Genomic DNA, 26,062 nt, shown 5'->3' on the forward strand with positions numbered 1-26,062 from the left:
CCGTGCACGGTTGTGCGGGGCGGTGCCGGACGGACACCAGGAAGAGGTAGGAAGCAATGAGCACTGTCGAGCTCACCAAGGAAAACTTCGATCAGGTTGTATCCGACAACGACTTCGTCCTGATCGACTTCTGGGCTTCCTGGTGCGGCCCTTGCCGCCAGTTCGCCCCGGTCTTCGAGAAGGCCTCGGAGCGCCACCCCGACCTTGTCTTCGCCAAGGTGGACACGGAGGCGCAGCAGGAGCTGGCCGCGGCGTTCGAGATCCGCTCGATCCCGACGCTGATGATCGTGCGCGACAACGTCGCCGTCTTCGCCGAGCCCGGGGCGCTGCCCGAGCCGGTGCTGGAGGACGTGATCGGCCAGGCACGCGGACTCGACATGGACGAGATCCGCAAGTCGATCGCGGAGGCGCAGCAGACGGAGTCGCAGCAGGCGCAGTGAGCGCCGGCGGAAGACGGTCCCGGAGCCCGGGCCGCGCGCGCGAGGCGGCGGCCCGGGCTCCCGTCCGTCATCACCGGTGACAGGCGCGGATCCGCCCGGACCACCGTCAGAACGGGTGACCCGCGGCCTCGCGCCGCACCGTCGTCCACCGCAGCTCGGTGAAGGCCTCCAGATTGGCGTCGCCGCCGAAGCGCGCGCCGGTGCCCGACGCTGCGACGCCGCCGAACGGCGCGACCGCCTCGTCGTTGACCGTCTGGTCGTTGATGTGGGCGATGCCGGTGGGGATGCGGTCGGCGAGTTCGAGGCCCAGCGCGGTGTCCCGGGTGACGATGCCCAGCGAGAGTCCGTACGGGCCCGCGGCAGCGAGCGCCGCCGCCTCGTCGAGGGTGGTGAACGAGCGGACCGGGGCCACCGGCCCGAAGACCTCCTCCGCGTAGGCGGGGGTGTGGTCGTCGACGCCCGCGAGGACGGTGGGGCGGTAGAACAGGTCGCGGTGCGTACCGCCCGCGACGAGCACGGCGCCACGGGCCCTGCTGGACTCGACGAGGCCGTGGATCCGGGACAGCTGGCCTCGGTCGATGACCGGGCCGAGGTGGACCTGCTCGCGGTGCGGGTCGCCGACGGCCAGCGAGTCCGCCTTCGCCGCGAGCCGCTCGACGTACTCGCCGTAGAGCGAGGCGTGCACGAGATGGCGGCCGGTGGTCATGCAGATCTGCCCCTGGTGGAAGAAGGAGCCCCAGGACGCCTGGGCGACGGCGGCCTCGATGTCGGCGTCCTCCAGGACCACGAGGGCCGAGTTTCCGCCGAGTTCGAGGTGGACGCGCTTGAGATGGCGGCCCGCGGCCTCGCCCACGGTACGGCCGGCGGCGGTCGAGCCGGTGAACGAGATGACGGGGACGCCCGGTTCCGCGACGAGTGCCCGGCCCGTGTCGGCTCCGCCCGGCAGGACGTGCAGGAGATGCTCGGGGAGCCCGGCCTCCGCGAAGACGGCGGCGAGGGACAGACCGCCGCAGACCGCGGTGCGCGGATCGGGCTTGAGCAGAACGGCGTTGCCGAGCGCGAGGGCCGGGGCGACCGAGCGTATGGCGAGGATCAGCGGGGCGTTGAACGGCGCGATGACGCCGACGACGCCGGCCGGGACGCGGCGGGTGTACGACAGCCGGGGCTGCTCGCTGGGCAGCACCTGGCCGGTGGGGCGGGAGGCGAGTGCGGCGGCCTCGTAGCACTCCTGGGCGGCGACGTGCAGCTCGAAGTCCGCCTTGCCCGGGATCGAACCGGACTCGCGGACGAGCCATTCGCGCAGCTCGGCAGCGTGCTCCCCGAAGAGGTCCCCGGCCCTGCGAAGCACGGCGGCCCGCAGGAAGTGCGGGGTGCGCGCCCATGCGGACCGGGCCGACGCGGCGGCCTGCGCGGCGATGGACACGTCCTCGGGCGTGGCGAGGTCCACGGCGCCGAGCGTCTCCCCGGTGGCGGGCTCGACGACGTCCGACTCGCCTCCCGAGAGTCTGACGGGCTGCCACGTCTTGGGATCGAGCAGGGGCATGAAGGCTCTCCAGTCGGTCGGTTTCGCTCGGTTTCGCCCAGTTGAACGCGCAACATCGTAACCAGGAGAGAGCTCCTCAAACGTTCCGGCCATGAGTCAACAGTGCGTCAACTCCTCGCCCCAGGCGACGAGTTGGAGTGGAACGCCAGGGCGGCGGAGAGCGGACGGGTCCGTCAGGTCGAGGTGTATTCCATGACCAGCGCGGTGAGCCCGTAGTCCAGTTCCGATCCGTCCACCAGCAGCGCCTCCACCGTGCGGGTCTCCGGGTCGATGTCGGCCACGATGCCGTGGCCGGCGTAGCGGGGATAGCCCGACGCGCCTTGCGCACCGGTCGACTCCACGACCGCCGAGCGCACCGCGCTGTCCTCGACCGCCGCGCCGGAGCGGTCGACGACATGCTCGGGCACCAGCAGGACCACGAAGCGCCGCGGAAGTGTGCTCATGCCACGACGCTAATCACGCGCCGCCCGCCCCGCACGTCAGGTGGACTCGCGCCGGACGGCCTGGGCGCCCATCAGATCGTGCCGCTCGGGCACTCCGCCCGGGTCGCGGACCACACGGTCGACGAGCTCGGCCAGATACTGCCCGGTGACCATGTCGATCCGCACCGTGCTCAGCCGGGGCCGCAGCAGCCGCCCCAGCAGCAGATCGTCCGCGCCGATCACCGCGGCCTCGTCCGGGACAGCGATCCCCGCGTCCTGCAGGGCCCGCATCAGGAGCATGGCGTACTCGTCGTTGTACGCGTAGACGGCGTCCAGGCCGAGGTCGCGCCAGCGTGCCGCGAGTGCGCCGGCGGCGTCCTCGTCGTACGAGAGCGGGAGGGGCCGCACGATCGCGCCGGTGGGTTCCGCGGCCTTTCGGACGCCCGCCAGCCGGGGCTCGGAGAAGAGGTCGAGCCCCTGCTCCTCGGGCATGATCACGCCGATCCGCCGGTAGCCGCACTCCAGGAGATGCTCCGCCGCGCGGGCGCCGATCTCGCGCTGGTCCATGACCAGGGAGTGTGCGCCCTCCACGTGCTGCGGTCCGAGCGTTATCACCGCCTTCGCCCCGGAGCGCTTGAGCACCTCGACGCCCTGCGGGGTGAGTGCGATCTCGCCGAGCGACACAACGGCGACGGGGCGCAGCTCGGCCCAGGCGCGGGCCGCGGCGTCGCCGTCCAGGCCGAGGCTCCCGTACTGGACGACCGTGTAGTCCAGGCGCCGCAGCGCCCACTGAAGTTCGTTGATGAAGCGGCTGTAGAGCGGCCCGATCGGGACGTGCGCGGTGGGCAGCAGCACGATGCGGGTGTGTCCGGCGCGCAGACTGCGGGCGGCGGCGTGCGGTACGTAGCCCAGTTCCTCGGCGGCCTCGCGCACCCGGCGGCGGGTGGGCTCGCTGATCCGTACGGCCGAGGTGTTGTTGAGCACGTAGGAGACGGTGGCCCGGGAGACTCCGGCCAGCCGCGCGACATCCGCACTGGTCGGAACGGAACGTTCTGCTGACTGTCTGGGTGTCTGGCTCATCGCCCTCGGCATCTTTCCAGACCGATCCGGCAGCGATCCCGTTCGGGGTCTGGCGGATGGCCTGAATTGAATGCTACACAGGGTTACACGCGTCATTGACACGTGTAATTCCCTGATATGGTGATCAACATGCAGCTGAGGTACAGCTTCCTCTGTACCCGAACGGCCCTCAGGGTGCCGCGCCGGCCAAGGCATTCGGGTGCGCCCGCGTCGTGTTCAACGACGCGCTGCGCGCCCGCAGAGAAGTCCACGGAGCCGGAGAGCCGTGTCCGAAGGTCGGGGAGCTGTCGAAGCTACTGATCACCGAAGCCAAGAAGACCCCGGGTCGGTCAGTGGTGGCTGTGCGGCCCTCTTCCTGGCGGCCGTGGTGCTGTCAGTACTCGGCACGCTCGCCGTGCGCCTGATCCGTGCGTTGACCCCCAAGTCCTCTGGCCCCCAGGCCCCCTTCGCGAAAGGCACACCACCGTGCAGCTCCACACGCACACCTGGGGCGCGGGCGACCGCGTCGCGCTCCTGATCCACGGCATCATGGCCGACCACCGCACCTGGCGCAGGGTCGGTCCGGCCCTCGCCGACCAGGGCTACCGGGTGATCGCCGTCGATCTGCGGGGCCATGGCGCGAGCGGTCGCACCGACTCGTACACGCCTCAGGACCACGCCGACGACGTGGCCGAGACCCTGCCGGCGGGCGCCGAACTGGCCATCGGGCACTCGCTCGGCGGGCTCACCCTCTCGCTCGCCGTGGAGCGGCTCGCGCCGCGGCGTGCCGTGTACTCCGACCCGGCCTGGTATCTCGCGACGCCCGAAGAGGGCTTCGATCCGGGGCAGTTCGCCGCGTTCAAGACGACGGCCACGCGGGAGCGGATCGTGACGCTCAACCCGCGCTGGGAAAGCGTCGACGTGGACATCGAGCTGGAGACGCTCGCCGCGTGGGACGAGTCGTCGGTGCAGGGCCTCGCGGGGTCCGTCGGCGTGGATCTGCTGCCCGCGAAGCCGGTCGTGCCGTCGTTGGTGCAGCTCGCCGATCCCAGCTTCCTGGTCTCGGCGGAGCGGGCCGAGGTGCTCGCGACGCGTGGCTTCGATGTCCGTACGGTCAAGGGGGCCGGCCACACGATCCACCGGGACGACTTCGACGGCTTCATGTCGTCGCTGGACGGCTGGATCTGACGGTCCGGATCTCCTGGGAGCCGCAGGGGGCCCGGTGCGCGGATGGGGTGCGCACCGGCCCCGACCGTACGCGGCGGTCAGCGTGCCGACGCCGTGGGCGCCGTGACGGTCGGCGATCCGGGCTCCGGCGCCGCAGGGCGTGGGCGGCGGATCCACAGCAGTGCGCCGGCGAGCAGGACGGTCCCGCCGAGCAGCCAGGGCAGCGGGCCTGCCGGCAATCGTCCGACGACCAGGCCGACCAGGGCGCCGATGAGCTGGAGGGCGAGGGACTGCACCGACAGGGCCGTGGCGCGGCCCGCGCTGTCGACGCGGCGGTGCAGGAGGTCGTTCTCGTTGGGGCCCGCGGCGCCGAGCCCGAGGTAGATCAGCCCGTAGCCGGTGGCCGCGAGGACCAGGGCGACCGGCCCGGACCATAGGACGGTGAGGCCGAGCAGCAGCAGGCCGGTTGCGCCCACACCGAGAGCGGCCAGGACCGCGCGCTCTCCGCTGCGCGCCCAGCGGGACACGAGCGGTGCGGCGTGGCTGCCGAGGGCCGTGCATACGAAGCCCGCGCAGGCGAGCACGGCGAAGAGCACGGCGCCGGACGCCGGTGCGCCGGTCAGCGCGGCGGCACGTCCGGGGGTGAGGAGTTCCACGGTGCCGAGAGCCGCGCCGGCCGCGCCCGCCGTGAGGAGCACCCGGCGTACGAGCGGGTCTCCCGCACCCAGGCGCAGCCCGCCGAGCACGGTGACCGGGACCCCGCGCAGGACATCGCGCAGCGCAGTGGGGGGCCTGGGCGGTTCGGGCAGCCGCGTGAGCACGTACGTCACGAAGACGAGTCCGACGGCTGAGCCCAGCAACGCCGGTACGGAGAGCGGGAGTACCAGCCCGGAGGTGGCGTCGGCCAGCCGCGCCCCGAGGTCCGGGCCGAGCCCGAGCAGCCAGGGCAGTGCGCCGCCCGTCAGGGTGCCGAGTGCCAGTGCGGCGGCGGAGGCGGTGCCTGCGCGGGCCAGCCCGGTGCGGAGCTCGGCGTCGGGGCCGGAGTGGGCCTGCACGGTGTCGACGTACCAGGCTTCGGCGGGTCCGCTCGACAGGGCGCGGCCCGAGCCCATGAGCAGCATGGCGAGCGCGAGCATCCAGACGTCGTTCCCCAGCGCGAGGAGGACGAGGGCGCTCAGGTTGAGCACTCCCGCGGCGGCAAGCACGGGGCGGCGGCCGATGACGTCGGAGAGGCCGCCGGTGGGAAGTTCCAGTGCGGCGACGGTGAAGGAGTGCACGGCGAACAGCGAGGCGATCGTCGCGAGGCTCATGCCCCGCTCGCCGAGGAGGAGGACCTGTGACGGTATGTACAGGCCCACCGGCAGCCAGAAGAGAAAGGTGACGGCGGAGAACCGGCGGCGTGCGGCGCGCGGGTCCAGCGGCGGGGTCACCGCGCGTCCTCGTCGGCCTCGATGTCGGCGTCGGCGTCCTCTTTGGCCTCGGCTTCGGCGCCGGCCTCGGCTTCTGCTTCGGCTTCGGCTTCGCGCCCGGCGAGCGGCAGTCCCACCCACAGGAGGACGGCCTGCCGCGCGCGCGGGTCGTCCTCGTCACGCGCCGCCAGCTCGTCCACCGTCCGTTCGAACACCTCCCACAGCTCGGCCAGGGACTCCGGGGTCAGCCGCAGCACCAGGTCGTTGATGCCCGATGGCTCCGCCCACTCGGGGCCGAGCCGCCCCGCCGATGCATCCTGCTCGTGCTGGGCGAGCGCCTGTTCCAGGTGGGCGAGCTGGGCCCGGCGGCTTGCGGAGACGAAGGCCCGGCTCTCGTCCGACGCGCCCATGGCCTCGTTGCTCCAGGAGGTGATCTCGTGCACCGCACGCCAGCGCCGCTCGCGCCCGTCCCGGTGCTCGGCCTCGGCGACGAACGCGTATTTGGCCAGCACCCGCAGGTGGTAGCTGGTGGATGCCGAGGACTCGCCGGTGCGCACGGCGAGTTCGCTCGCGGTGGCGGGACCGTCCTGCCGCAGGAGCCCGAGCAGCCGGATCCGCAGCGGATGGGTGAGGGCCTTCAGGGCCGCCGCGTCGTGCTCGGGGTCGAGGACGCGTTTGCGCTCTTGGCTGACCATGGCGGGAGCGTAGAGCGAGTCATGGGCTTTCCAAAAGTATTTTTGCAGAATTTCTTTGGGAAAGACCCACGGGCTACTCCCGGAACGTCTCCCGGAACGCCCCCAGCGTGCCCTGCCCCCGCGTGCGGTCCAGGACCGCGAAGACGATCTCGTCGAAGTGCCCGGAGAATCGCCCACCGTCCCTGAGCAGCGCCCGGAACGCGCCCGCCACATGCGCCGGGTCGTTGCGAAAGACCCCGCAGCCCCAGGCCCCCAGCACCAACCGCCGGTAACCGGCCGCGGCGGCGGTCTCCAGGACCCGTTCGGCGCGCGACGCCAGGGCCGCCGGTATGCGGGCGGCCTCCTCCGGCGTACGGCTCAGGATCACCCCCGCGTTCGGCGCGGGCGACGTAAGGAAGCCCACCGTGTACGGCGTGTCGAGGAGACGGCCGCTGTCGTCGCGGAAGACCGGGACGCCAGGAGAGTGGATCACCCGGTCGGAGTAGAAGGGGCTGCGGTCGGCCCGGTGGTGCTCGTAGAACTCGGGGGCGCGCAAAAGCGTGGTGTAGAGCGCCGAGGCCCGGCAGAGCGCCTCCTCCTGCGCCTGTGCGCCGTTGAGGTAGCCACCGCCCGGATTGCGGGCCGAGGCGAAGTTCAGAACCGCGACGGGCCCCGGATCCCGGGCCACCAGGCGGCGGGCAGCGTCCAGGCTGCTCTCCCCCCTGACCTCACTTAGGCTGAAACGGTCCGTGTCGGGGACCACCGGCACGGGACCGGGTCCGTACATCCGTGTCCCCTCGACCGCGGCGGACAGTGCCCCGCCGATCGTCACCGTGTGGCCGCCTGGCGCCCGGTAGCGACCTGCTTCGACGATCTCCTGGGTCTGCTTCGCGATCCCCCGCAAACGTGCACTCATGCCCGGAATCCTCAGCGATCAAGCAGGGAGGCAGCAAGCGCATTACGGCCCCCTTACGCCCCGCAGGGGCACTCTTGTGCGAACCCTCGACGGTGGCTTTAGGTGGACGGAGCGCCTGCGACAGGAGGAGTCGATCATGGCAGCACACGGCTTCGGGGACGGCGGCCCGCCGCTCACCGAGGACGACGCCGAAGACCTACTGCGATGTATCTGCTTCAAGACGGGCCCGCCCCGCACCGTCGGGGTGGAACTCGAATGGCTCGTACACGAACTGCACCACCCCCACTTGCCCGTCGCGCCGACCCGTCTGGACCGGGCCTTCGCCGGGCTGCGGGACCTGCCCCTCGCCTCGGCACTCACGTTCGAGCCCGGCGGGCAGCTGGAGCTCAGCTCGCCGCCCGCCGCGTCGCTCATGGAGTGCATCGACTCCACCGCAGCGGATCTCGCGGCCGTCCGGACCGCACTGCGCGCATCCGGCCTCACTCTGAACGGTTTCGGCCACGATCCCTGGCATCCCCCGCGCCGGCTCCTGCGTGAGCCGCGGTACGACGCCATGGAGACCTGCCTCGACCGCACGGGGCCGGCGGGTCGCTCGATGATGTGCTCGTCCGCCTCCGTCCAGGTGTGCCTGGACGCGGGCTTCGAGGAGCCGGGACCGCTGGGGCTCGGCCGACGCTGGAAGTTGGCGCATCTGCTGGGTGCCGTGCTGGTGGCGGCCTTCGCGAATTCCCCGGCCGGGGCCGGCCGGCCCACCGGCTGGCGCTCCACCCGGCAGTCCCTGTGGGCGGAGCTGGACCCGGTGCGGTCCCTCGCCCCCGGACCGGACATGCCGCCGCGCGACGCCTGGGCCGCCCATGTGCTGGACACGCCGGTGATGTGCATCCGCGCCCCGGAAGGTCCCTGGCCGGTGCCGGAGCGGCTCACCTTCCGCGAGTGGATACGGTCGGGGGTGCCGCGGCCGCCCGTCCGCGCGGATCTCGAGTACCACGTCACCACACTGTTCCCGCCCGTGCGCCCGCGCGGTCATCTCGAACTGCGCATGATCGACGCGCAGTCCGGCGAGAACGGGTGGATCGTGCCGCTCGCCGTCACCATGGCGCTGTTCGACGACCCGGAGGCGGCCGAGACCGCCTACCGCACGGTCAAGCCGCTCGCCGAGGTCGCCGGGGAGCTGCCCGCGCCGCGCAATCCCCTCTGGCTCGGTGCCGCCCGTGACGGGCTCACCGACCCCGAACTGCACTGCGCCGCCGTCACGTGCTTCGCCGTCGCGCTGGAGGCACTCCCCCGACTGGGGGCGTCCACGTCCGTCACGGACGCGGTGGCCGCGTACCACGACCGCTACGTCCTGCGGGGCCGGTGTCCGGCCGACGACTTCTCGCTCCGTAGCAAGGAGATCAGCTCATGAACGAGTCCCCGGTGGCGACCGACGACGCGCTCAGGCAGCGCGCCCTCGAGGCGCTGACCACCGCCCGCGCCCGCACCGCGCTGCTCACCAGCTGCGTCGACGACCACGAACTGACCGCGCAACACTCGCCGTTGATGTCGCCGCTCGTGTGGGACCTGGCACACATCGGCAACCAGGAGGAGCAGTGGCTCCTGAGGGCCGTCGCCGGGCGGGAGGCGATACGCCCCGAGATCGACTCGGTGTACGACGCCTTCGAGCACCCCCGCGCCGAGCGGCCCTCGCTGCCGCTCCTCTCCCCCGCCGAGTCCCGGGCCTACGCCTCCGACGTACGCGACCGGGTGCTCGACATCCTCGACGGCCACCCGCTGCAGGGCCGCCCCCTCGTCGACTCCGCCTTCGCCTTCGGCATGATCGCGCAGCACGAACAGCAGCACGACGAGACCATGCTGATCACCCATCAGCTCCGGCGTGGACCGGCCGCGCTCGATGCGCCCGAGCCGCCTCGCGGCAGCACGCACGGGCTGCCGGCCGAAGTGCTGGTCCCGGCGGGCCCGTTCACCATGGGCACCTCCGCCGAGCCCTGGGCACTCGACAACGAGCGGCCCGCGCACCACCGCCAGCTCGGGGCGTACTTCCTCGACACCACACCCGTCACCAACGGCGCCTTCCAGGCCTTCATCGCCGACGGTGGCTACTCCGACGAGCGGTGGTGGGCGCCCGACGGCTGGGCCCAGATCCGCAAGCACGACATCGGCGCGCCGCTGTTCTGGCGGCGCGAGGGCGGGCAGTGGCTGCGCCGCCGGTTCGGGGTGACCGAGCCGGTGCCCGAGGACGAGCCCGTCCTGCACGTCAGCTGGTACGAGGCCGATGCGTACGCCCGCTGGGCCGGACGGCGGCTGCCGACGGAGGCCGAGTGGGAGAAGGCGGCCCGCCACGATCCCGCGTCCGGGCGCTCGCGGCGCTACCCGTGGGGCGACGAGGACCCGACCCCCGGCCGCGCCAATCTGGGCCAGCGTCATCTGCGGCCCGCACCCGCCGGTGCCTACCCGGAGGGGGCGTCGCCGCTCGGCGTCCACCAGCTCATCGGCGACGTCTGGGAGTGGACCGCGAGCGACTTCCTGCCCTACCCGGGCTTCGCGGCGTTCCCGTACCGCGAGTACTCGGAGGTCTTCTTCGGCCCCGACCACAAGGTGCTGCGCGGCGGTTCGTTCGCCGTGGACCCGGTGGCGTGCCGCGGCACGTTCCGCAACTGGGACCTGCCCGTGCGCCGGCAGATCTTCTCCGGGTTCCGCACCGCCAGGGACGCCTGACATGTGCCGCCACATCGCGTTCCTGGGCCCGCCGACGGCGCTGGGCGAGCTGCTCGTACGGCCCCCGCACGCGCTGCTGCGGCAGTCCTGGGCGCCGCGCGGTCAGCGGTACGGGACGGTCAACGCCGACGGTTTCGGGATCGGATGGTACGCCGAGGGCGATCCGGTCCCGGCCCGCTACCGCCGGTCCGGGCCGATCTGGGGCGACCGGTCCTTCGCCGACCTGGCCCGGGTGGTCCGCAGCGAGGCGCTGCTCGCGGCCGTCCGGGACGCGACCGAACCGGGCGCGGACGGGGAAGCCGCAGCGGCGCCCTTTGCCGCCGGGCCCTGGCTGTTCAGCCACAACGGCGCCGTCAGGGGCTGGCCGGACTCGGTAACCGTGCCGGCCGCCGCCCTGCCGGCCGCCGAACTGCTGTCGCTGGAGGCACGCTCGGACTCCGCACTGGTGTGGGCGCTCGTGCTGCACCGGCTGCGCAGCGGCGACGAACTGGGCCAGGCCCTCGCCGACACCGTGCTCGAGGTCGCCGCTGCGGCCCCGGGATCACGGCTCAATCTGCTGCTCACGGACGGTACGACGGTCACGGCGACGGCCTGGGGCGACTCGCTCTGGTATCTCGCCGAGCCCGGCCGCCGCACGGTCGTGGCATCGGAGCCGTACGACGACGACCCCCACTGGCGCGAGGTGTCCGACCGCACGCTGCTCGTGGCGACCCGCACCGATGTACTGCTGACCCCGCTCAAGGAGCCGACCGCGTGAGCCCGTTCCAGCTGACCCGCACCCTGCCCGACGACGCCATGGCCGCCGCGCTGCGCGCCGACGTGCTGCACGGGCTGACCCGTACGCCCAAGGAGCTGCCGCCCAAGTGGTTCTACGACGCCCGTGGCAGTGAGCTCTTCGAGGAGATCACCCGGCTGCCCGAGTACTACCCGACCCGCGCGGAGCGCGAGATCCTCGTCACCCGCTCGGCCGGGATCGCCGCCGAGTCCGGCGCCCGCACCCTGGTGGAGCTGGGCTCCGGCTCCTCCGAGAAGACCCGCCATCTGCTCGACGCACTCACGGAGCTGCACAGCTACGTCCCGGTGGACGTCAGCGGGAGCGCGCTCGCAGGGGCGGCCGAGGCGCTGCTCGCCGAGCGGCCGGACCTCCATGTCCACGCCATGGTCGCCGACTTCACGCGCAGCCTGACCCTGCCGGAGACCCCCGGTCCCCGGCTGGTCGCCTTCCTCGGCGGCACGATCGGCAATCTGCTGCCGGGCGAGCGGAACGCGTTCCTGCGCTCCGTACGCGCGATGCTGTCGCCCGGTGACGCGCTGCTGCTCGGCACGGATCTGGTGAAGGAGGAGGCGGTGCTGGTCGCGGCGTACGACGACGCGGCCGGTGTCACCGCCGAGTTCAACCGGAATGTGCTGGCTGTCATCAACAGGGAACTGGGCGCCGACTTCCCGCTGGACGACTTCGCCCATGTGGCGCTGTGGAACGCGGAGGAGGAGTGGATCGAGATGCGCCTGCGGGCGCGGGACGCGGTGACCGTGAAGATCCGGGAGCTGGATCTGGTGGTGCCGTTCGAGGCGGGCGAGGAGATCCGTACGGAGGTCTCGGCGAAGTTCCGTCAGGAAGGGGTGCGGGCCGAACTGGCCGAGGCGGGGCTGAAGATGTCGGAGTGGTGGACCGATGAGGCGGGGAGGTTCGCGCTGTCGCTGTCGACGGCGGTCTGAGCCGTGTGCATGACGTGACCGGCGTGAACGGTGCGACCTGCATGAACGGTGCGACCGGCTTGAACTGTGCGACCGACGTGAACGGTGCGACCGGCGTGAGCGGTGCGGCCGGTCGGCGCGTCCGCGTCGTCGGCCACCGCGGTGTGTGCGGCCTGTGCGAGTGAGCGGCGGTCGGCGTGGCGGCCCGCGGGGATCGGGGGAAGGATCCTGATCTCCGCGGTGAGCCCGCCGGCCGTCGCGACCCGCCACAGCGACGCGGCGAGCGGATCCTCGCCCACGAACGCGGCGGCGCCGACGGGCCTGTAGGTGATCCGTACGGGCTGTACGGCCGCGCCCGCGTCGATCGCCGCCTGGAACGCGGCGTTGCGGAAGCGTCCCTTCTCCCGGCCGCACCACGTCGAACCCTCGGGGAACACGATCACCCGCGACCCTCCCCTGAGCGTGCCCGCCATGGTCCCGACGACCCCGGGCAGCGCCCGCAACCGGTCCCGGTCCACGAAGAGCGTCCCCCCGAATCCGGCGAGCGGCCCGAGCACGGGCCACTGCCGCACCTCCTTCTTGGCGAGCATCCGCCCGGGCAGGACGGCGGCGACCAGCGGGATGTCCAGCCAGGAGATGTGGTTCGGGACGACGAGCGTCCCGGCCGATGGGGCGGCCGCGGCGCCCTGCACGAGCCCGGCCTCCGGTGCGAGCCGGGGAGCCGGCACATGACCGGCACCCGGCTCGGGGCCCACGATCCGGATCCGCACGCCGAAGGCGCGCATCACCGTGCGGCACCACAGGCCGACCAGGCGGGCCCGCCCCGCCGGACCGAGGAGGATCGCCGACGGGGAGAGCAGGACTCCTGCGAGCACCGCCAGGGTGCCCGCGACCAGGCGGGTGATCGCCGTGAGACGGCCGACCGTGGGCCACTGAGGGGCGGCACAGTCGGCCGGGGTGCAGGGCGCGACAGGGAGCCAGACGCTCATTTCACCGGGGCCAGGGAGAGGAAGTGGCGGAGGTAGCGGGGGTTGGTCCGGCGCAGCGACAGCAGCACGTACAGGTCGGCGACGCCGAAGTCGGGGTCGTGGGCGGGCGCGCCGCACACCCAGGCGCCCAGCCGGAGGTAGCCCCGCAGCAGCGGGGGGAGCTCGGTGCGGCCCTCGGGGCGGGCGATGCCCTCGGCGCTCCAGAGCTTGTGCGGGGTGACCCAGTACTCCTCCGGGGCGAGGTGCTTGGCCTTGACCGTGTCCCACGTGGCGGCCGCGAGGGTGCCCCCGTCGGCGAGCGGGATGGAGCAGCAGCCGGCCAGCCAGGTGTGGCCGGTACGGGTCATGTAGCGGGCGAGGCCGGCCCAGATCAGGGCGATCACGGCGCCGTTGCGGTGCGCGGGGTGGACGCAGGAGCGGCCGACCTCGACGAGGTCGTCGCGAATGGGCTCGAGCCAGGCGAGGTCGAACTCGGTCTCGGAGTAGAGCCGCCCGGCGACCTTGGCCCGGTCGGGGGGCAGCACCCGGTACGTGCCGACGACCTCGCCGGTCTGCTCGTGCCGTACGAGAATGTGGTCGCAGTACGCGTCGAAGGCGTCGATGTCGAGGCCGGGCTCGGGTCCCTCGAGCCGGGCGCCCATCTCTCCGGCGAACACCTGGTGCCTCAGCCGCTGCGCGGCGCGGACCTCGTCCTGGTCGCGGGCGATGGAGACCACGTACCGTGGCTCGGCGGACACAAGTGGTGCGGGGGCGACGGCGGGCGATGCGGGCATGGCGGCTCTCCTCTGCCGGACGGAAGCACTGGACCGCTCCTGCGGCGGTCCGGCCCCTAACTAATTCCGTGACCGGCTGGATTCGACATGACGGGGGTGCGGAGCGCGGATGTGCGCCATCTGAATGCCGGGCGACCCCGGCCCGCCCGGCAGATGACCCGGTCCGTGAGAGGCGGCACGACACCTGTCCGCACAGGGCGGCGGACCGGCGTCACGGAGAAGGCCGCGGCAAAGTTCACGGCAAGCTCACGCAGAAGTTCGCGGAGAAACAGGGGAAATCGGAGATTCCGAAGAGCAGATACGGCCTCGTCCGGCTCAGTCGGCGAGCGCCGCCGTGATGCGGTCCGAGGCGGTCTTCGCCGCCCGCACGGGGTCCTTGCCCTGGAGGACAGCGGTCATGTACGGCTTGATAGGGTTGTCGGCCTCGACGGCCGCCCACTGCGGGGAATTGGGGGTGGCCCGCCCCCGGGCCGCGCCGGCGGCCATCGCCGCGGTGGCCTCGTCGCCCTCGATGACCGACGCAAGGCTCGTCTTGTTCGGCACGTAGCTCATGGTCTGCGCGAGCTCCTTCTGCCAGCGTTCACCGGCGAGGGCCTTGACGACCTCGATGGCGGCGCCGCGCTCACGTGACTTCTCCGGGATGATCAGATCCGAGCCGCCGATGAAGACGGCGCCGGGTCTCGCCGCGGTCTTGCCCGGGATCGGGAAGTACCCGAGCTTGCCCTTCAGGTCGGGGTTCGCCTCCTCGATGGCCTTCGCGGTGGACGGCGGCGCGATGATCTGGGCGACGTCGCCCTTGGCGAAGACCCCGGCCTGCGGCGGCGTCTGCTCGTCCGCGTTCTCGGGCCCTTCCCCGAGGGCCTGGAGCTTCTTGTAGAACTCCATGCCCTTGATCGCCTCGGGTTTGTGGAGGGCTCCCGACCAGGCACCGCCCTCGTCGACGGCGATCTCCCCACCCTCTTCCCAGACGAACCCCGCAAGGGTGTACCAGTCCTGGCCGGAGAGGTAAATGCCCTGGTTCCCGCCGCTGTTGAGCTTCTCGGTGTCCTTGAGCCACTGCTCGCGCGTCTTCGCCGGCTCCTCGATGCCCGCCTGTGCGAAAAGGTCCTTGTTGTAGATGACGACGCGGTTGGCCGCGTACCAGGGGATGCCGTACTGCGTCCCGCTGATGCTCCCCGGGTCGGCGAGGCCCGGGAGCCAGTCCTCGCTCCCCAGGTCACGGATGGACTCCAGGGTGAGATCGAGCAGCGCGTTGCTCTCGGCGTACTGGGCGACCTGGGTGTTCCCCACCTCGATGACGTCCGGTGCCTCGTCGCTCTTCAGCGCGGCGGTCACCTTCGCGCCGATGCCGGTCCACTCCTGGAAGGTGACCTCCAGGTCGACGTCGGGGTGCTCGTCCTCGTACTCCGTGATGAAGCGCTCCAGGAAGTCGTCGGAGACGCTGTCCTGCATCAGCCAGACCGTGACGGTACGGCCGCCCGGGCCGGCACCCGGCAGCAGTGCACAGCCGCCGAGTGCTGCGGCGGACACGATGGCTGTGGCGCAGGCCAGGAAACGTCTCTTCACGTAGGTCACCTTTTGCGTGGAGGCACGGATGGTGGACCCGACGTGGGGGGATCGAACGGTGTTCGCGCGGGCTGTTGGCTGGATTTTGGTATGTACCAATCGGGTGGTCAACCCCCCGACGCCTCGCGCACCGCCCTGGGGTGGGGCACCGTGGAGTGGAACCACCGGCACAGCGACGAGGAGTTCGGCCCCATGTCCCACCACACCTATCGGGTCACCGAGATCGTCGGCACCTCGCACGAGGGGATCGACCAGGCCCTGCGCAACGGCATCGCCCGCGCCAAACAGACCCTCAGGGGCCTCGACTGGTTCGAGGTGACGCAGATCCGCGGCAACATCCTGGACGGCGAGGTCGAGCACTACCAGGTCGGCCTGAAGGTCGGTTTCCGGCTGGAGGACGTGTAGGGCAGGGGCTTCCGGCCTCACCCGTTCGGCCGTACGGGCGGCACGGACGCCGTTCCGGGCCGCCCATGAGCCGTTCCGGGCCGTGCAGGCGCCGTCAGGGCCGTGCAGGCGCCGATCCGGGCCTTCCCGGTGCCCCTCCCCCGGTCAGGTGCGGCCTTCGCGCCCCTGAGCGTCCTTCATCGCCTGGGACGTACTGGCCCAGCGGGCGCGTACGACGCGGAAGCCCGCCCGTTCGGCCGCATCGCAGACGAGTTCGTCGTCATCGACGAGCATGCGGATCTCGCGGGAGCGGACGAGGCGCCGCAGGATCTCCAGTTTGGTGGTCCGGGCGGGGCGGCGGTCGTCGTTGCGGCGCATCCAGATGCGCCCGCTGGGCAGCCCGTGCTGCTCCAGCCACTTCACGGTCGCCACACGACAGCGCTCGGGTCGGCCGGTGAGGTACATCACCTCGCACTCCTCGGCCGCCTCGGCCGCCATCCGTACGCCATCGGCGAGCGGTGTGTCGTCGGGAGCGGCGGCGAAGAAGCCGTCCCAGTCGCGCGGCTTCCGCTCCAGGTAGTGCTGGCGGTGGCCGGTCTCGGCGACGGTCCCGTCAAGGTCGAATATGGCCAGCGGCCTGCTGCTCGGATGCACGGCCCCAAGGTTAGGCGGACGCGGCGGGAATCCTCGCCGCCCCGGTCTGTTGAACCCCGTATGAGCTCAGTGATCGCTTCGACCCGGTTCTCCGTGCTCGACCGCTCCCGTACCCGTGAGGGGCAGGACGGCCCGCAGGCGCTGCGCGACACCGTCCGGCTGGCACAGCAGGCGGAGGCGCTGGGCTTCCACCGCTTCTGGGTATCCGAGCATCACGGGGTGCCGGGAGTGGCCAGCTCGGCACCGACGGTGCTGGCGGCCGCGGTGGCCGCCACGACCTCAACCATCCGGGTGGGCACCGGCGGGGTGATGCTGCCCAATCACCAACCGCTGGTCGTGGCAGAGCAGTTCGGGGTGCTGGAGTCCCTCTTCCCGGGACGGATCGACATGGGGCTCGGCCGCTCGGTCGGCTTCACCGACGGGGTCCGCAGGGCGCTGGGGCGCGACAAGGACGACGCGAAGGACTTCGCGGGACAGCTGCGCGAGCTGCTGGGCTACTTCGGGGGGTCTGGGGGTCGCTCCCCGGATGAGCACAGCCGGGGGTCTGGGGGTCGCCCCCCGGATGAGCACAGCGAGGGGACGCATCCGCAGGTGCACGCCCGCCCCGCCGAGGGGCTGCGGGTGCCGCCGTTCGTGCTGGCGACCGGCGAGGGCGCAGGGGTCGCCGCCGCGGCCGGGCTGCCGCTGGTGATCGGCGACCTCAAGGGCCGGGAGCGGCTGCTGCGGGCTGTCGAGCGCTATCGGGTCGCGTTCCGGCCGTCGCCGTGGGCCGCGGAGCCGTACGTCGTCGTGGCGGGCACGGTCGCGGTCGCGGGCAGCGAGGAAGAGGCCCGGCGGCTGCTGGTCCCGGAGGCGTGGGCGATGGCGTACGCCCGTACGCACGGCACGTTCCCGCCGCTGGCACCGGCCGGGCGGATCGAGGCGCGGACGATGACCGCGAAGGAGCGGGAGTTCTACGAGTCCGGGCTGCGCGGCCAGATCCACGGCACGGAGGATCAGGTTGCGGATGCCCTGGAAGCGGTGATCAAGGACAGCGGCGCGGACGAGGTGCTGGTGACGACGAGCACGTACGACCGCGCCGGGCTGGTCGACTCGTTCCGGCGCCTCGCCGTACTCGCGGGACTGACCAGCAGGGATGTCCCGGCCGCTGCCTAGAATCCACGGTATGCAAGGCCCCCACGATCCGTACGTCCGCGTCCGCGGCGCCCGCGAGCACAATCTCAAGAACGTCGACGTCGACATCCCGCGCGACGCGCTGACCGTCTTCACCGGAGTGTCCGGATCGGGCAAGTCCTCGCTCGCCTTCGGCACGATCTACGCCGAGGCCCAGCGCCGCTACTTCGAGTCGGTCGCGCCGTACGCGCGCCGGCTGATCCACCAGGTGGGGGCGCCGAAGGTCGGCGAGATCACCGGGCTGCCGCCGGCCGTGTCCCTGGAACAGCGCCGTTCATCGCCCACCTCACGGTCGTCCGTCGGTACGGTGACGACGCTGTCGAACTCGCTGCGGATGCTGTTCTCGCGGGCCGGTGACTATCCGGAGGGTGCCGAGCGGCTGGACTCCGATGCGTTCTCGCCGAACACGGCCGCCGGCGCCTGTCCCGAGTGCCACGGCCTCGGGCGGATCCACCGCACCAGCGAGGAGCTGCTGGTCCCTGATCCCTCGCTGTCCATCCGGGAGGGCGCGATCGCCGCGTGGCCGGGCGCCTGGCAGGGCAAGAACCTGCGGGATGTGCTGGACACGCTCGGGTACGACGTGGACCGGCCGTGGCGGGAACTCGCGCAGAAGGACCGCGACTGGATCCTGTTCACGGACGAGCAGCCGGTGGTGACGGTCCATCCGGTGCGTGAGGCGGGCCGTATCCAGCGCCCGTACCAGGGCACGTACATGAGCGCACGGCGCTATGTCCTGCACACCTTTGCCGAATCCAGGAGCCATACGCTGCGCACGAAGGCCGAGCGCTTTCTGACCAGTGCGCCGTGTCCGGTGTGCGGGGGCAGCAGGCTGCGGCCCGAGGCGCTCGCGGTGACGTTCGCGGGGCGGTCGATCGCCGAGCTGGCTGCGCTGCCGCTGACCGCGCTCGCCGAGGCGCTGGGCGCGGAGGGCCGCGACGACGAGACGGCCCGGGTGCTGACCGAGGATCTGCTGGCCCGTATCGGCACGGTGACCGAGCTGGGCCTCGGCTATCTGAGCCTGGACCGTGCCACGCCGACGCTCTCCAGCGGTGAGCTGCAGCGGCTGCGGCTGGCCACCCAGCTGCGGTCCGGTCTCTTCGGGGTCGTGTACGTGCTCGACGAGCCGTCCGCCGGGCTGCACCCCGCCGACACGGAGGCGCTGTTGGTCGTCCTGGACCGGCTGAAGGCGGGCGGCAACACGGTCTTCGTGGTGGAACACCATCTGGACGTGGTGCGGCACGCGGACTGGCTGGTCGATGTGGGGCCGCGGGCGGGCGAGCACGGCGGGCAGGTGCTGCACAGCGGGCCGCCGGAGCGGCTCGCCGATGTGGCGGATTCGGCGACCCGCCGCTTCCTCTTCGACGCGGCTCCGGCGCCCGCGCGGGAGACGCGCGTGCCGTCGGGGCAGCTCCTGCTGGGTCCGGTCACCCGGCACAATCTGCGGGGCCTGACCACCCGGCTGCCGCTCGGGGTGTTCACGGCCGTCACCGGCGTGTCGGGTTCGGGCAAGTCGACCTTCGTAGGGTCGATCACCGAGGAACTCACCGGTGTGGAGCGGCTGGTGACGGTGGATCAGCGTCCGATCGGCCGCACACCGCGCTCCAACCTGGCGACGTACACGGGTTTGTTCGATGTCGTGCGCAAGCTCTTCACCGCCACCGACGAGGCGCGGGCACGCGGCTACAAGGCGGGGCGGTTCTCCTTCAATGTGGCGGGCGGCCGGTGCGAGACCTGCCAGGGTGAGGGGTTCGTCTCCGTCGAACTGCTCTTCCTGCCCAGTACGTACGCACCCTGCCCGGACTGCCACGGCGCCCGCTACAACCCGCAGACCCTCGAGGTCCGCCACGGCGGCCGGAACATCGCCGAGGTGCTGGATCTGACCGTGGAGGCCGCGGCCGAGGTCTTCGCGGACACACCGGCAGCGCTGCGGAGCCTGCGGGCGCTGCTCGATGTCGGCCTCGGCTATCTGCGGCTCGGCCAGCCGGCGACCGAGCTGTCCGGCGGCGAGGCGCAGCGCATCAAGCTTGCAGCCGAGCTTCAGCGGCTGCGTCGCGGCCACACCCTCTACGTGCTGGACGAGCCGACGACCGGGCTGCATCCCGCCGATGTCGAGGTGCTGATGCGGCAGTTGCACGGTCTGGTCGACGCCGGGCACTCGGTGGTCGTCGTCGAGCACGACATGGAAGTGGTCGCGGACGCGGACTGGGTGATCGACCTGGGCCCGGGCGGCGGGGACGAGGGCGGCACGATCGTGGCCGAGGGTCCCCCGGCGCAGGTGGCGCGGGCGGCCGGGAGCCGCACCGCGCCGTATCTCGCCAGGTCCCTGGGCCAGGACCGCGTCTGAGGTCCTACGCGGCGGTGTCGTAGGTGTAGTGGGGTGTGTGGTCGAGCATGTCGGCCGGGGTCACGTCGTTCCACGGGCGCATCGTGTCCCGCAGGCCGACGACGTTCGCCGTGCCGGCCGCCGGCAGATACGTGGAGCCGGGATGGCGTGCCTGCCACTGGGCCCAGAGCCTGTCGATGAACGCGTGGTGCAGCCAGAACACAGGGTCGTTCGGGGAGACTCCGGTCGCCATCTGGCCGCCGACCCAGACATGGACGCGGTTGTGGAGATTGACCCCGCGCCAGCCCTCCACGTGGTTGCGGAAGCCGTCGGACGCGCTGTTCCACGGCGGGGCGTCGTACGTGGACATGGCCAGGACCGATTCGACCTCCGCCTTGGTCGGCAGCGGGCGCCCGCCCGCACCCAGGGCGCGCCGGAGGTAACTGCGCCCGTCGACACGGACGTTGACGGTCCAGGCACCGGAGACGGCCGCGAAGGGGCCGTCCATCACCTGCCCGTCCCGGCTGCGGCCGGTGCCGCCGAGGAAGTCGGCCGCCCAGAGCGAGGAGGCGGCGGTGCGGTCGGCGGTCCAGTCCCAGTACGGGAGGGCCACGGACGGATCCACGGACTGCAGCGCCTGCTCGAACTTCATGAGGAATCTGCGGTGCCACGGAAGGAACGACGGCGAGCGGTGACCGACGCGGTCGCCGCTGTCCGTGTCGCTCATGATGAAGCCGTTGTGGGTGGTGACGAAGGCGTCGTAGCGGCCGCTGCTCTTGAGGGCGAGGAGCGCGTTCACGAAGCGTCGCTTCTCGTCCGCGGTGAGCTGGGCCTGGTTCTTGCGTACGGTCATGGCGGTGGTGCTCCGGATCAGGTGAGGGCGAGCGGGACGAGGGCAGCGCCCTGGAGTTCGACGACCGCCGCGCGGGCCACGGCGCGGGGGGTGGCGAGCGGCTCGTAGTGGTTGACGACACTGATCCAGGTGCCGTCGGCGTTCCGCATGACGTGCAGCTCTTCGCCGTCTATGCGCACGGTCCAGCCACCGCCGTGGCTTCCGTGGTGGCCGGCGTGGCCGCCGTGACCGCCGTGACCGCCGCCGTGGTCTTCGCCGTGGTCGCCGCCGGGCGAGGGCGCTCCTTGTATGCGGCGGCCCCGGTAGACCTCGTCGAAGGCGTCCGGCGACGCGGACACGGCCGCGGCCGGGGTGGCGCGCGCCGCCGGTAACGCCTTCGCTGCGCCGGTGGCCGCGAATGCCGCGGCCGCGCCGGCGACGGCTCCCATGGCTCGGCGGCGAGTGATTCGGGACATGCATAACCCCCTGGTGTGGCTGTGGTGGGACGGCGGTCCGGTGGTCGGTCGGTACCGCCGTGGCCATGCCTACAGGGCGGCACCCGGCAACAAGAAGTTGCCGGGTGCCGGTTGGCTGCTATACGGACATGTCGCCATACGAAGTGCAGCGTTGAACAAAGTTGATCTTGTTGCGCACACCCTCGCTCCGCCCACAGGGCGAAGATCCTGCACGGAATATGTCACTCTCGTGAAGAATCTTCTGTGCACGGGGCAAGGTGTGCCCGCCCTCACATGGGAAATCTGTCCTGAAGATATGCCGTACGCACCTGCCGGATCGGGAGGGGGTCAACTCGCGGCCAGGACCTCGTGGGCGGCCCGCTCACCGGAGCGCACCGACGCACCTCCACGGTGCAGACTCGCCCGCCGGGGCACGCAGTGCCCGGTGGGTGGTCTGGTCGTGCAGGCCCGAGGTCCGTTCGAGTGACCGGTCCGGGGACCGAGAGCTCCGCACCTCGGTCAGGACGGCCCCTGGCCCACCTTGCGGGCGGCCCGCAGCCACTCCTTGTTCATCGCCGCGATCGACGGCAGCGGGATTCCCTTCGGGCAGGCCGTCGCGCATTCACCGGTCAGTGTGCAGCCGCCGAAGCCCTCCTCGTCCATCGCCGCGACCATGTCGAGCACGCGGGTCTCGCGCTCGGGTGCGCCCTGCGGAAGCACGTTGAGGTGGTTGATCTTCGCCGAGGTGAAGAGCATCGCCGAGCCGTTGGGGCAGGCCGCGACGCACGCGCCGCAGCCGATGCACTCGGCGTGCTCGAAGGCGGAGTCGGCGTCGGCCTTGGGGACCGGGGTGGCGTGCGCCTCGGGGGCGGAGCCGGTCGGCACGGAGATGTAGCCGCCGGCCTGGATGATCCGGTCGAAGGCCGACCGGTCCACCACCAGGTCCTTCACCACCGGGAAGGCCGAGGCCCGCCACGGCTCGACGTCGATGGTGTCGCCGTCCTTGAAGGACCGCATGTGGAGCTGGCAGGTGGTGGTGCGCTCGGGGCCGTGGGCGTCGCCGTTGATGACGAGCGAGCAGGCGCCGCAGATGCCCTCGCGGCAGTCGTGGTCGAAGGCGACGGGGTCCTCGCCGCGCAGGATCAGTTCCTCGTTGAGGGTGTCGAGCATCTCCAGGAACGACATGTCCTGGGAGATGCCGTCGACCTTGTAGGTGGCCATGGCGCCGGGGGCGTCGGCGTTCTTCTGACGCCAGACGCGGAGGTTGAGCCTCATGCGTAGCTCCGCTGGGTGGGGTGGACGAACTCGAAGACCAGGTCTTCCTTGTGCAGGACGGGCGCCTCGCCGGTGCCGTTGAACTCCCAGGCGGCGACGTACGAGAACTCCTCGTCCTTCCGCTCCGCCTCGCCGTCCGGAGTCTGCGACTCCTCGCGGAAGTGGCCGCCGCAGGACTCTCTGCGGCTGAGCGCATCGAGGCACATCAGCTCTGCGAGCTCCAGGTAGTCGACGATCCGGTTGGCCTTCTCCAGCGACTGGTTGAACTCCTCGCCGGTGCCGGGCACCTTGATCCGGCGCCAGAACTCCTCACGGATCTGCGGGATCCGGTCGAGCGCCTTGCGCAGGCCCTCCTCGGTGCGAGCCATTCCGCAGAACTCCCACATCAGCTCTCCGAGTTCACGGTGGAAGGAGTCGGGCGTGCGGTCACCGTCGACCGCGAGGAGCACGTTGAGCCGGTCCTCGGTCTCGGCGAGCACCTCGGTCACGGCGGGGTGGCTCCCGTCGATCTCGTCGTGGTGCGGGTTGCGGGCGAGATAGTCGTTGATCGTCGACGGGAGGACGAAGTAGCCGTCGGCGAGGCCCTGCATCAGCGCCGACGCGCCCAGGCGGTTGGCGCCGTGGTCGGAGAAGTTGGCCTCACCGATGGCGAAGAGCCCCGGGACGGTGGTCTGGAGGTCGTAGTCGACCCAGAGGCCGCCCATCGTGTAGTGCACGGCGGGGTAGATCCGCATCGGCACCTCGTACGGGTTCTCCGCGGTGATCCGCTCGTACATGTCGAAGAGGTTGCCGTACTTCTCCTCGACCTTCGCCCGGCCCATGCGCCGGATCGCGTCGGCGAAGTCCAGGTAGACGCCCTGGCCGCCGGGGCCGACGCCCCGCCCCTCGTCGCAGACGTTCTTCGCCGCTCGCGAGGCGATGTCGCGCGGGACGAGGTTGCCGAAGGAGGGGTAGAGGCGCTCCAGGTAGTAGTCGCGCTCGTCCTCGGGGATCTTGTTGGCCGGGCGTGTGTCGCCCTTCGCCTTCGGCACCCAGATACGCCCGTCGTTGCGGAGCGACTCGCTCATCAGCGTCAGCTTGGACTGGTGGTCACCGGTGCGCGGGATGCAGGTGGGGTGGATCTGGGTGAAGCAGGGGTTGGCGAAGTACGCCCCGCGCCGATGGGCGCGCCAGATGGCGGTGGCGTTGGAGTTCATGGCGTTCGTCGACAGATAGAAGACGTTGCCGTAGCCGCCGGTGGCCAGGACCACCGCGTCGGCGAAGTACGTGTCGATCTTCCCGGTGATCAGATCGCGGGCGACGATTCCGCGGGCCCGTCCGTCGACGACTATCAGGTCGAGCATCTCCGTACGCGGATGCATCTCGACGTTGCCGGCGGCGATCTGCCGGGACAGCGCCTGGTAGGCGCCGAGGAGCAGCTGCTGGCCCGTCTGCCCGCGGGCGTAGAAGGTACGCGAGACCTGGACGCCGCCGAAGGATCGGGTGTCGAGGAGGCCGCCGTACTCGCGGGCGAAGGGCACGCCCTGGGCGACGCACTGGTCGATGATCTCGACGGAGATCTGGGCGAGGCGGTGGACGTTGGACTCGCGGGCGCGGAAGTCGCCACCCTTGACGGTGTCGTAGAAGAGACGGTGGATGGAGTCGCCGTCGTTGCGGTAGTTCTTGGCCGCGTTGATGCCGCCCTGGGCGGCGATGGAGTGGGCGCGGCGCGGGGAGTCCTGATAGCAGAACTGGACGACGTGGTACCCCTGTTCGGCGAGCGTCGCGCCCGCCGATCCGCCCGCGAGGCCGGTGCCCACGACGATGACGGTGTGCTTGCGGCGGTTGGCGGGGTTGACCAGCTTGGCCCCGAAGCGGCGGCGGTCCCAGCGTTCGGCGATGGGCCCGGCGGGCGCCTTGGTGTCGGCGATCGGCTCGCCGGTCTCGTGGTTCAGGTAGTTCATGTCAGCTCACGACTCCGGTCATGACGGCGACGGGTACCGAGATGAAGCCCACCGTCAGCACCAGCGCAAGGAGGTTGGCGGCGGCCTTGAGGACACGGTCGCGGGTCGCGTTGCCCACGCCGAGGGTCTGGGCGGCGCTCCAGAAGCCGTGCCGGACGTGCAGGCCGAGGGCGAGCATCGCGGTGACGTAGATGGTGTTGCCGTACCAGGTGGAGAAGGTCGCGACGACGTTCTCGTACGGGCGTCCGTGCTGCGCGTTCTCGTTGACGGTGAGCGTGGTCAGGTCCAGCAGATGCCAGACGACGAAGAGGCCGAGGATGATGCCGCCCCAGCGCATGGTGCGGGTGGCGTAGCTCGCGCGGGGCCTCTTGTGGACGTACTTGCTGGGGCGGGCCCTGATGTCCCGCCGACTGAGCTGGTACGCGGACACGCCGTGCAGCACGACGGCCGCGAGCAGCACGATCCGCGCGGCCCACAGGCCCCAGTGGCTGTGCAGGAACGGCTCGCCCATGTGGCGCAGCCACCGGCCGTACGCGTTGAACTCGTCCGGCCCGAAGAAGATCTTGAGGTTGCCCATCATGTGGACGACCAGATAGCCGAGCATGATCAGGCCGCTGACGGCCATGACCGTCTTCTTGCCGACGGTCGATCCCCAGAGCGTGCGTGTCATGGACGGCCGTCGGCCCGTCCGCGTTGCCAGAGCCATGGACATAGACGCTAGGGCCGGGGATGCCGAGAGGTCCAAGACATGGTCCGGCTCATCTCGATAGGCTCTGCCTATCGACGGTCTATCGTGGAGCCATGCAGTTCCAGCAGCTTCAGTACTTCGTGGCCGTCGCCGAGACCCGGCACTTCACACGGGCCGCGGAGCGGGTGCATGTGTCCCAGCCGTCGCTGTCGCAGCAGATCAGGGCGCTGGAGAAGGAGCTCGGGGCGGAGCTGTTCAGCCGGGCGAGGGGCAATATCGCCCTCACGGACGCGGGCGAGGCGCTGCTGCCGCTGGCCCGGCGGATCCTGGCGGACGCGGACACGGCCCGTCACGAGGTGCAGGAGCTGGCGCAGCTGCGGCGCGGGCGGATCAGGCTCGGGGCGACGCCGAGCGTGTGCACCGGGCTGCTGCCTGATGTGCTGCGCGCGTTCCACGATCTGCATCCGGGGATCGAGCTGCTGATCGAGGAGGGTGGCTCGCACGATCTCGTACGGGAACTGGCGCGCGGCGCCCTGGATCTGGCGCTGGTGGTACTGCCGCTCCCGGCGCCGGCGCCCGCGCTGACGACGGTGGAGCTGCTGCAGGAGGACCTCGTGGTGGTGTCCTCGGCGGGTGCGGAGGCACCGGTTCCGCGGCGGGCCGTGCGGATCGCGGATCTGCAGGGGGTGCCGCTGGTGATGTTCCGGCACGGGTACGACCTGCGGGAGCTGACGGTGGCGGCATGTCGGGCCGAGGGCTTCGAGCCCTCGTTCACGGTGGAGGGAGGCGAGATGGACGCGGTGCTCGGGTTCGTGCGGGCGGGGCTGGGGGTGGCGGTGGTGCCGCGGATGGTGGCGGCGCGGGCGGGGCGGGACCTTCGGGTGACGGCCCTGGCCCGGCCCGGGCTGCAACGGACGATCGCACTGGCCCACCGCAGCGACGTGGCTCCGCCGCGGGCGGCGCGCGA

Annotated in this window: 26 protein-coding genes; 11 read left to right on the forward strand and 15 right to left on the reverse strand. The window is 71.5% G+C overall.

Annotation, left to right across the window (positions count from 1 at the left end):
* Nucleotides 1-56 precede the first annotated feature (56 nt).
* On the forward strand, nt 57-440 hold the full coding sequence (trxA, locus tag ACWCXB_RS33050) for a thioredoxin (RefSeq protein ID WP_450727576.1): 384 nt from the start codon (nt 57-59) through the stop codon (nt 438-440).
* A 106-nt stretch (nt 441-546) separates the two neighbouring features.
* Here trxA and ACWCXB_RS33055 read toward each other — a convergent pair whose 3' ends face one another.
* The 3 genes from ACWCXB_RS33055 to ACWCXB_RS33065 form a co-directional block, all read right to left on the reverse strand.
* Entirely contained in the window at nt 547-1,983 is a 1,437-nt protein-coding gene (locus tag ACWCXB_RS33055) for a benzaldehyde dehydrogenase (protein ID WP_450727578.1), read from the reverse strand.
* A 173-nt stretch (nt 1,984-2,156) separates the two neighbouring features.
* Nucleotides 2,157-2,426, reverse strand: coding sequence for a hypothetical protein (locus ACWCXB_RS33060; RefSeq protein ID WP_450727580.1), 270 nt, complete (start codon nt 2,424-2,426; stop codon nt 2,157-2,159).
* 36 nt (nt 2,427-2,462) lie between these two features.
* Nucleotides 2,463-3,485 carry a LacI family DNA-binding transcriptional regulator gene (locus tag ACWCXB_RS33065; RefSeq protein ID WP_450727582.1) on the reverse strand — a complete coding sequence of 341 codons (1,023 nt, stop codon included), beginning with the start codon at nt 3,483-3,485 and terminating at the stop codon, nt 2,463-2,465.
* 152 nt (nt 3,486-3,637) lie between these two features.
* Between ACWCXB_RS33065 and ACWCXB_RS33070 the strand changes: the two genes are divergently transcribed.
* Both ACWCXB_RS33070 and ACWCXB_RS33075 read left to right on the forward strand, forming a co-directional pair.
* Nucleotides 3,638-3,889 carry a helix-turn-helix domain-containing protein gene (locus ACWCXB_RS33070; protein ID WP_450727623.1) on the forward strand — a complete coding sequence of 84 codons (252 nt, stop codon included), beginning with the start codon at nt 3,638-3,640 and terminating at the stop codon, nt 3,887-3,889.
* A gap of 61 nt (nt 3,890-3,950) precedes the next feature.
* A complete protein-coding gene (locus tag ACWCXB_RS33075; RefSeq protein ID WP_450727584.1) occupies nt 3,951-4,652 on the forward strand; it encodes an alpha/beta fold hydrolase in 702 nt (233 codons plus the stop codon).
* A gap of 77 nt (nt 4,653-4,729) precedes the next feature.
* On the opposite strand, the gene ACWCXB_RS33080 is transcribed toward ACWCXB_RS33075, so the two are convergent.
* From ACWCXB_RS33080 to ACWCXB_RS33090, 3 genes are all read right to left on the reverse strand, one after another.
* Nucleotides 4,730-6,061, reverse strand: coding sequence for an MFS transporter (locus tag ACWCXB_RS33080; protein WP_450727586.1), 1,332 nt, complete (start codon nt 6,059-6,061; stop codon nt 4,730-4,732).
* Nucleotides 6,058-6,735, reverse strand: coding sequence for a helix-turn-helix domain-containing protein (locus tag ACWCXB_RS33085; protein ID WP_450727588.1), 678 nt, complete (start codon nt 6,733-6,735; stop codon nt 6,058-6,060). Before ACWCXB_RS33085 ends, ACWCXB_RS33080 begins: the two co-directional genes overlap by 4 nt.
* 73 nt (nt 6,736-6,808) lie before the next feature.
* Nucleotides 6,809-7,630 (reverse strand): TIGR02452 family protein, encoded by an 822-nt coding sequence (locus tag ACWCXB_RS33090; protein ID WP_450727590.1) that lies wholly within the window; start codon nt 7,628-7,630, stop codon nt 6,809-6,811.
* 136 nt (nt 7,631-7,766) lie between these two features.
* Here ACWCXB_RS33090 and egtA point away from each other — a divergent pair, with 136 nt between their 5' ends.
* The 4 genes from egtA to egtD are packed head-to-tail and all read left to right on the forward strand — an operon-like array spanning nt 7,767 to nt 12,061.
* Nucleotides 7,767-9,035 (forward strand): ergothioneine biosynthesis glutamate--cysteine ligase EgtA, encoded by a 1,269-nt coding sequence (gene egtA / locus ACWCXB_RS33095; RefSeq protein WP_450727592.1) that lies wholly within the window; start codon nt 7,767-7,769, stop codon nt 9,033-9,035.
* Nucleotides 9,032-10,345 carry an ergothioneine biosynthesis protein EgtB gene (egtB, locus tag ACWCXB_RS33100; RefSeq protein WP_450727594.1) on the forward strand — a complete coding sequence of 438 codons (1,314 nt, stop codon included), beginning with the start codon at nt 9,032-9,034 and terminating at the stop codon, nt 10,343-10,345. The genes egtA and egtB overlap by 4 nt, the downstream gene beginning before the upstream one ends.
* Before the next feature lies 1 nt (nt 10,346).
* The gene (gene egtC, locus ACWCXB_RS33105) at nt 10,347-11,102 is read left to right on the forward strand and encodes an ergothioneine biosynthesis protein EgtC (RefSeq protein WP_450727596.1); all 756 of its coding nucleotides are present in this window, start codon (nt 10,347-10,349) and stop codon (nt 11,100-11,102) included.
* Complete coding sequence (egtD, locus tag ACWCXB_RS33110) at nt 11,099-12,061, forward strand: L-histidine N(alpha)-methyltransferase (RefSeq protein ID WP_450727598.1); 963 nt, start codon at nt 11,099-11,101, stop codon at nt 12,059-12,061. The genes egtC and egtD overlap by 4 nt, the downstream gene beginning before the upstream one ends.
* On the opposite strand, the gene ACWCXB_RS33115 is transcribed toward egtD, so the two are convergent.
* The 3 genes from ACWCXB_RS33115 to ACWCXB_RS33125 all read right to left on the reverse strand — a co-directional run bounded on the left by ACWCXB_RS33115 (nt 11,956) and on the right by ACWCXB_RS33125 (nt 15,368).
* Entirely contained in the window at nt 11,956-13,029 is a 1,074-nt protein-coding gene (locus ACWCXB_RS33115; protein ID WP_450727600.1) for a lysophospholipid acyltransferase family protein, read from the reverse strand. The two genes, egtD and ACWCXB_RS33115, sit on opposite strands and share 106 nt — an antisense overlap.
* The gene (locus ACWCXB_RS33120; RefSeq protein ID WP_450727602.1) at nt 13,026-13,802 is read right to left on the reverse strand and encodes a GNAT family N-acetyltransferase; all 777 of its coding nucleotides are present in this window, start codon (nt 13,800-13,802) and stop codon (nt 13,026-13,028) included. The genes ACWCXB_RS33115 and ACWCXB_RS33120 overlap by 4 nt, the downstream gene beginning before the upstream one ends.
* A gap of 315 nt (nt 13,803-14,117) precedes the next feature.
* Nucleotides 14,118-15,368 (reverse strand): extracellular solute-binding protein, encoded by a 1,251-nt coding sequence (locus ACWCXB_RS33125; protein ID WP_450727604.1) that lies wholly within the window; start codon nt 15,366-15,368, stop codon nt 14,118-14,120.
* A gap of 192 nt (nt 15,369-15,560) precedes the next feature.
* On the opposite strand from ACWCXB_RS33125, the gene ACWCXB_RS33130 reads away from it, so the two are divergent.
* Nucleotides 15,561-15,773 carry a dodecin gene (locus tag ACWCXB_RS33130; protein ID WP_450727624.1) on the forward strand — a complete coding sequence of 71 codons (213 nt, stop codon included), beginning with the start codon at nt 15,561-15,563 and terminating at the stop codon, nt 15,771-15,773.
* 144 nt (nt 15,774-15,917) lie between these two features.
* Here the strand turns inward: ACWCXB_RS33130 and ACWCXB_RS33135 are convergent, their stop codons facing one another.
* On the reverse strand, nt 15,918-16,406 hold the full coding sequence (locus ACWCXB_RS33135) for a phosphatase domain-containing protein (protein ID WP_450727606.1): 489 nt from the start codon (nt 16,404-16,406) through the stop codon (nt 15,918-15,920).
* 60 nt (nt 16,407-16,466) lie between these two features.
* Here ACWCXB_RS33135 and ACWCXB_RS33140 point away from each other — a divergent pair, with 60 nt between their 5' ends.
* Both ACWCXB_RS33140 and ACWCXB_RS33145 read left to right on the forward strand, forming a co-directional pair.
* The gene (locus tag ACWCXB_RS33140) at nt 16,467-17,561 is read left to right on the forward strand and encodes an MsnO8 family LLM class oxidoreductase (protein ID WP_450727608.1); all 1,095 of its coding nucleotides are present in this window, start codon (nt 16,467-16,469) and stop codon (nt 17,559-17,561) included.
* Between the two features lie 10 nt (nt 17,562-17,571).
* Nucleotides 17,572-19,923 carry an ATP-binding cassette domain-containing protein gene (locus tag ACWCXB_RS33145; RefSeq protein ID WP_450727610.1) on the forward strand — a complete coding sequence of 784 codons (2,352 nt, stop codon included), beginning with the start codon at nt 17,572-17,574 and terminating at the stop codon, nt 19,921-19,923.
* Nucleotides 19,924-19,927: 4 nt separating this feature from the next.
* On the opposite strand, the gene melC2 is transcribed toward ACWCXB_RS33145, so the two are convergent.
* The 5 genes from melC2 to ACWCXB_RS33170 all read right to left on the reverse strand — a co-directional run bounded on the left by melC2 (nt 19,928) and on the right by ACWCXB_RS33170 (nt 25,113).
* Nucleotides 19,928-20,755 (reverse strand): tyrosinase MelC2, encoded by an 828-nt coding sequence (gene melC2, locus ACWCXB_RS33150; protein WP_450727612.1) that lies wholly within the window; start codon nt 20,753-20,755, stop codon nt 19,928-19,930.
* 17 nt (nt 20,756-20,772) lie between these two features.
* The gene (gene melC1, locus ACWCXB_RS33155; protein ID WP_450727613.1) at nt 20,773-21,210 is read right to left on the reverse strand and encodes an apotyrosinase chaperone MelC1; all 438 of its coding nucleotides are present in this window, start codon (nt 21,208-21,210) and stop codon (nt 20,773-20,775) included.
* A 498-nt stretch (nt 21,211-21,708) separates the two neighbouring features.
* Complete coding sequence (locus tag ACWCXB_RS33160) at nt 21,709-22,464, reverse strand: succinate dehydrogenase/fumarate reductase iron-sulfur subunit (RefSeq protein WP_450727615.1); 756 nt, start codon at nt 22,462-22,464, stop codon at nt 21,709-21,711.
* Nucleotides 22,461-24,407, reverse strand: coding sequence for a fumarate reductase/succinate dehydrogenase flavoprotein subunit (locus tag ACWCXB_RS33165; RefSeq protein WP_450727617.1), 1,947 nt, complete (start codon nt 24,405-24,407; stop codon nt 22,461-22,463). The genes ACWCXB_RS33160 and ACWCXB_RS33165 overlap by 4 nt, the downstream gene beginning before the upstream one ends.
* A 1-nt stretch (nt 24,408) precedes the next feature.
* Entirely contained in the window at nt 24,409-25,113 is a 705-nt protein-coding gene (locus tag ACWCXB_RS33170; protein ID WP_450727619.1) for a succinate dehydrogenase cytochrome b subunit, read from the reverse strand.
* Between the two features lie 95 nt (nt 25,114-25,208).
* Between ACWCXB_RS33170 and ACWCXB_RS33175 the strand changes: the two genes are divergently transcribed.
* Nucleotides 25,209-26,062: LysR family transcriptional regulator (locus tag ACWCXB_RS33175; RefSeq protein ID WP_450727621.1), on the forward strand; the 854-nt coding region annotated here is incomplete at its 3' end.

Source organism: Streptomyces sp. NPDC001514, from assembly GCF_053597075.1.

What these genes read in the sequence shown, in the direction of transcription:
- ACWCXB_RS33060 (WP_450727580.1), bottom strand. Translation starts at nt 2,426, where the DNA reads ATGAGCACACTTCCGCGGCGCTTCGTGGTCCTGCTGGTGCCCGAGCAT.
- ACWCXB_RS33165 (WP_450727617.1), bottom strand. Translation starts at nt 24,407, where the DNA reads ATGAACTACCTGAACCACGAGACCGGCGAGCCGATCGCCGACACCAAG.
- egtC (WP_450727596.1), top strand. Translation starts at nt 10,347, where the DNA reads ATGTGCCGCCACATCGCGTTCCTGGGCCCGCCGACGGCGCTGGGCGAG.
- melC1 (WP_450727613.1), bottom strand. Translation starts at nt 21,210, where the DNA reads ATGTCCCGAATCACTCGCCGCCGAGCCATGGGAGCCGTCGCCGGCGCG.
- ACWCXB_RS33160 (WP_450727615.1), bottom strand. Translation starts at nt 22,464, where the DNA reads ATGAGGCTCAACCTCCGCGTCTGGCGTCAGAAGAACGCCGACGCCCCC.
- ACWCXB_RS33085 (WP_450727588.1), bottom strand. Translation starts at nt 6,735, where the DNA reads ATGGTCAGCCAAGAGCGCAAACGCGTCCTCGACCCCGAGCACGACGCG.
- trxA (WP_450727576.1), top strand. Translation starts at nt 57, where the DNA reads ATGAGCACTGTCGAGCTCACCAAGGAAAACTTCGATCAGGTTGTATCC.
- ACWCXB_RS33115 (WP_450727600.1), bottom strand. Translation starts at nt 13,029, where the DNA reads ATGAGCGTCTGGCTCCCTGTCGCGCCCTGCACCCCGGCCGACTGTGCC.
- ACWCXB_RS33130 (WP_450727624.1), top strand. Translation starts at nt 15,561, where the DNA reads ATGTCCCACCACACCTATCGGGTCACCGAGATCGTCGGCACCTCGCAC.
- ACWCXB_RS33090 (WP_450727590.1), bottom strand. Translation starts at nt 7,630, where the DNA reads ATGAGTGCACGTTTGCGGGGGATCGCGAAGCAGACCCAGGAGATCGTC.
- ACWCXB_RS33065 (WP_450727582.1), bottom strand. Translation starts at nt 3,485, where the DNA reads ATGAGCCAGACACCCAGACAGTCAGCAGAACGTTCCGTTCCGACCAGT.
- melC2 (WP_450727612.1), bottom strand. Translation starts at nt 20,755, where the DNA reads ATGACCGTACGCAAGAACCAGGCCCAGCTCACCGCGGACGAGAAGCGA.
- egtA (WP_450727592.1), top strand. Translation starts at nt 7,767, where the DNA reads ATGGCAGCACACGGCTTCGGGGACGGCGGCCCGCCGCTCACCGAGGAC.
- ACWCXB_RS33140 (WP_450727608.1), top strand. Translation starts at nt 16,467, where the DNA reads ATGAGCTCAGTGATCGCTTCGACCCGGTTCTCCGTGCTCGACCGCTCC.
- ACWCXB_RS33120 (WP_450727602.1), bottom strand. Translation starts at nt 13,802, where the DNA reads ATGCCCGCATCGCCCGCCGTCGCCCCCGCACCACTTGTGTCCGCCGAG.
- ACWCXB_RS33055 (WP_450727578.1), bottom strand. Translation starts at nt 1,983, where the DNA reads ATGCCCCTGCTCGATCCCAAGACGTGGCAGCCCGTCAGACTCTCGGGA.
- ACWCXB_RS33170 (WP_450727619.1), bottom strand. Translation starts at nt 25,113, where the DNA reads ATGGCTCTGGCAACGCGGACGGGCCGACGGCCGTCCATGACACGCACG.
- egtB (WP_450727594.1), top strand. Translation starts at nt 9,032, where the DNA reads ATGAACGAGTCCCCGGTGGCGACCGACGACGCGCTCAGGCAGCGCGCC.
- ACWCXB_RS33145 (WP_450727610.1), top strand. Translation starts at nt 17,572, where the DNA reads ATGCAAGGCCCCCACGATCCGTACGTCCGCGTCCGCGGCGCCCGCGAG.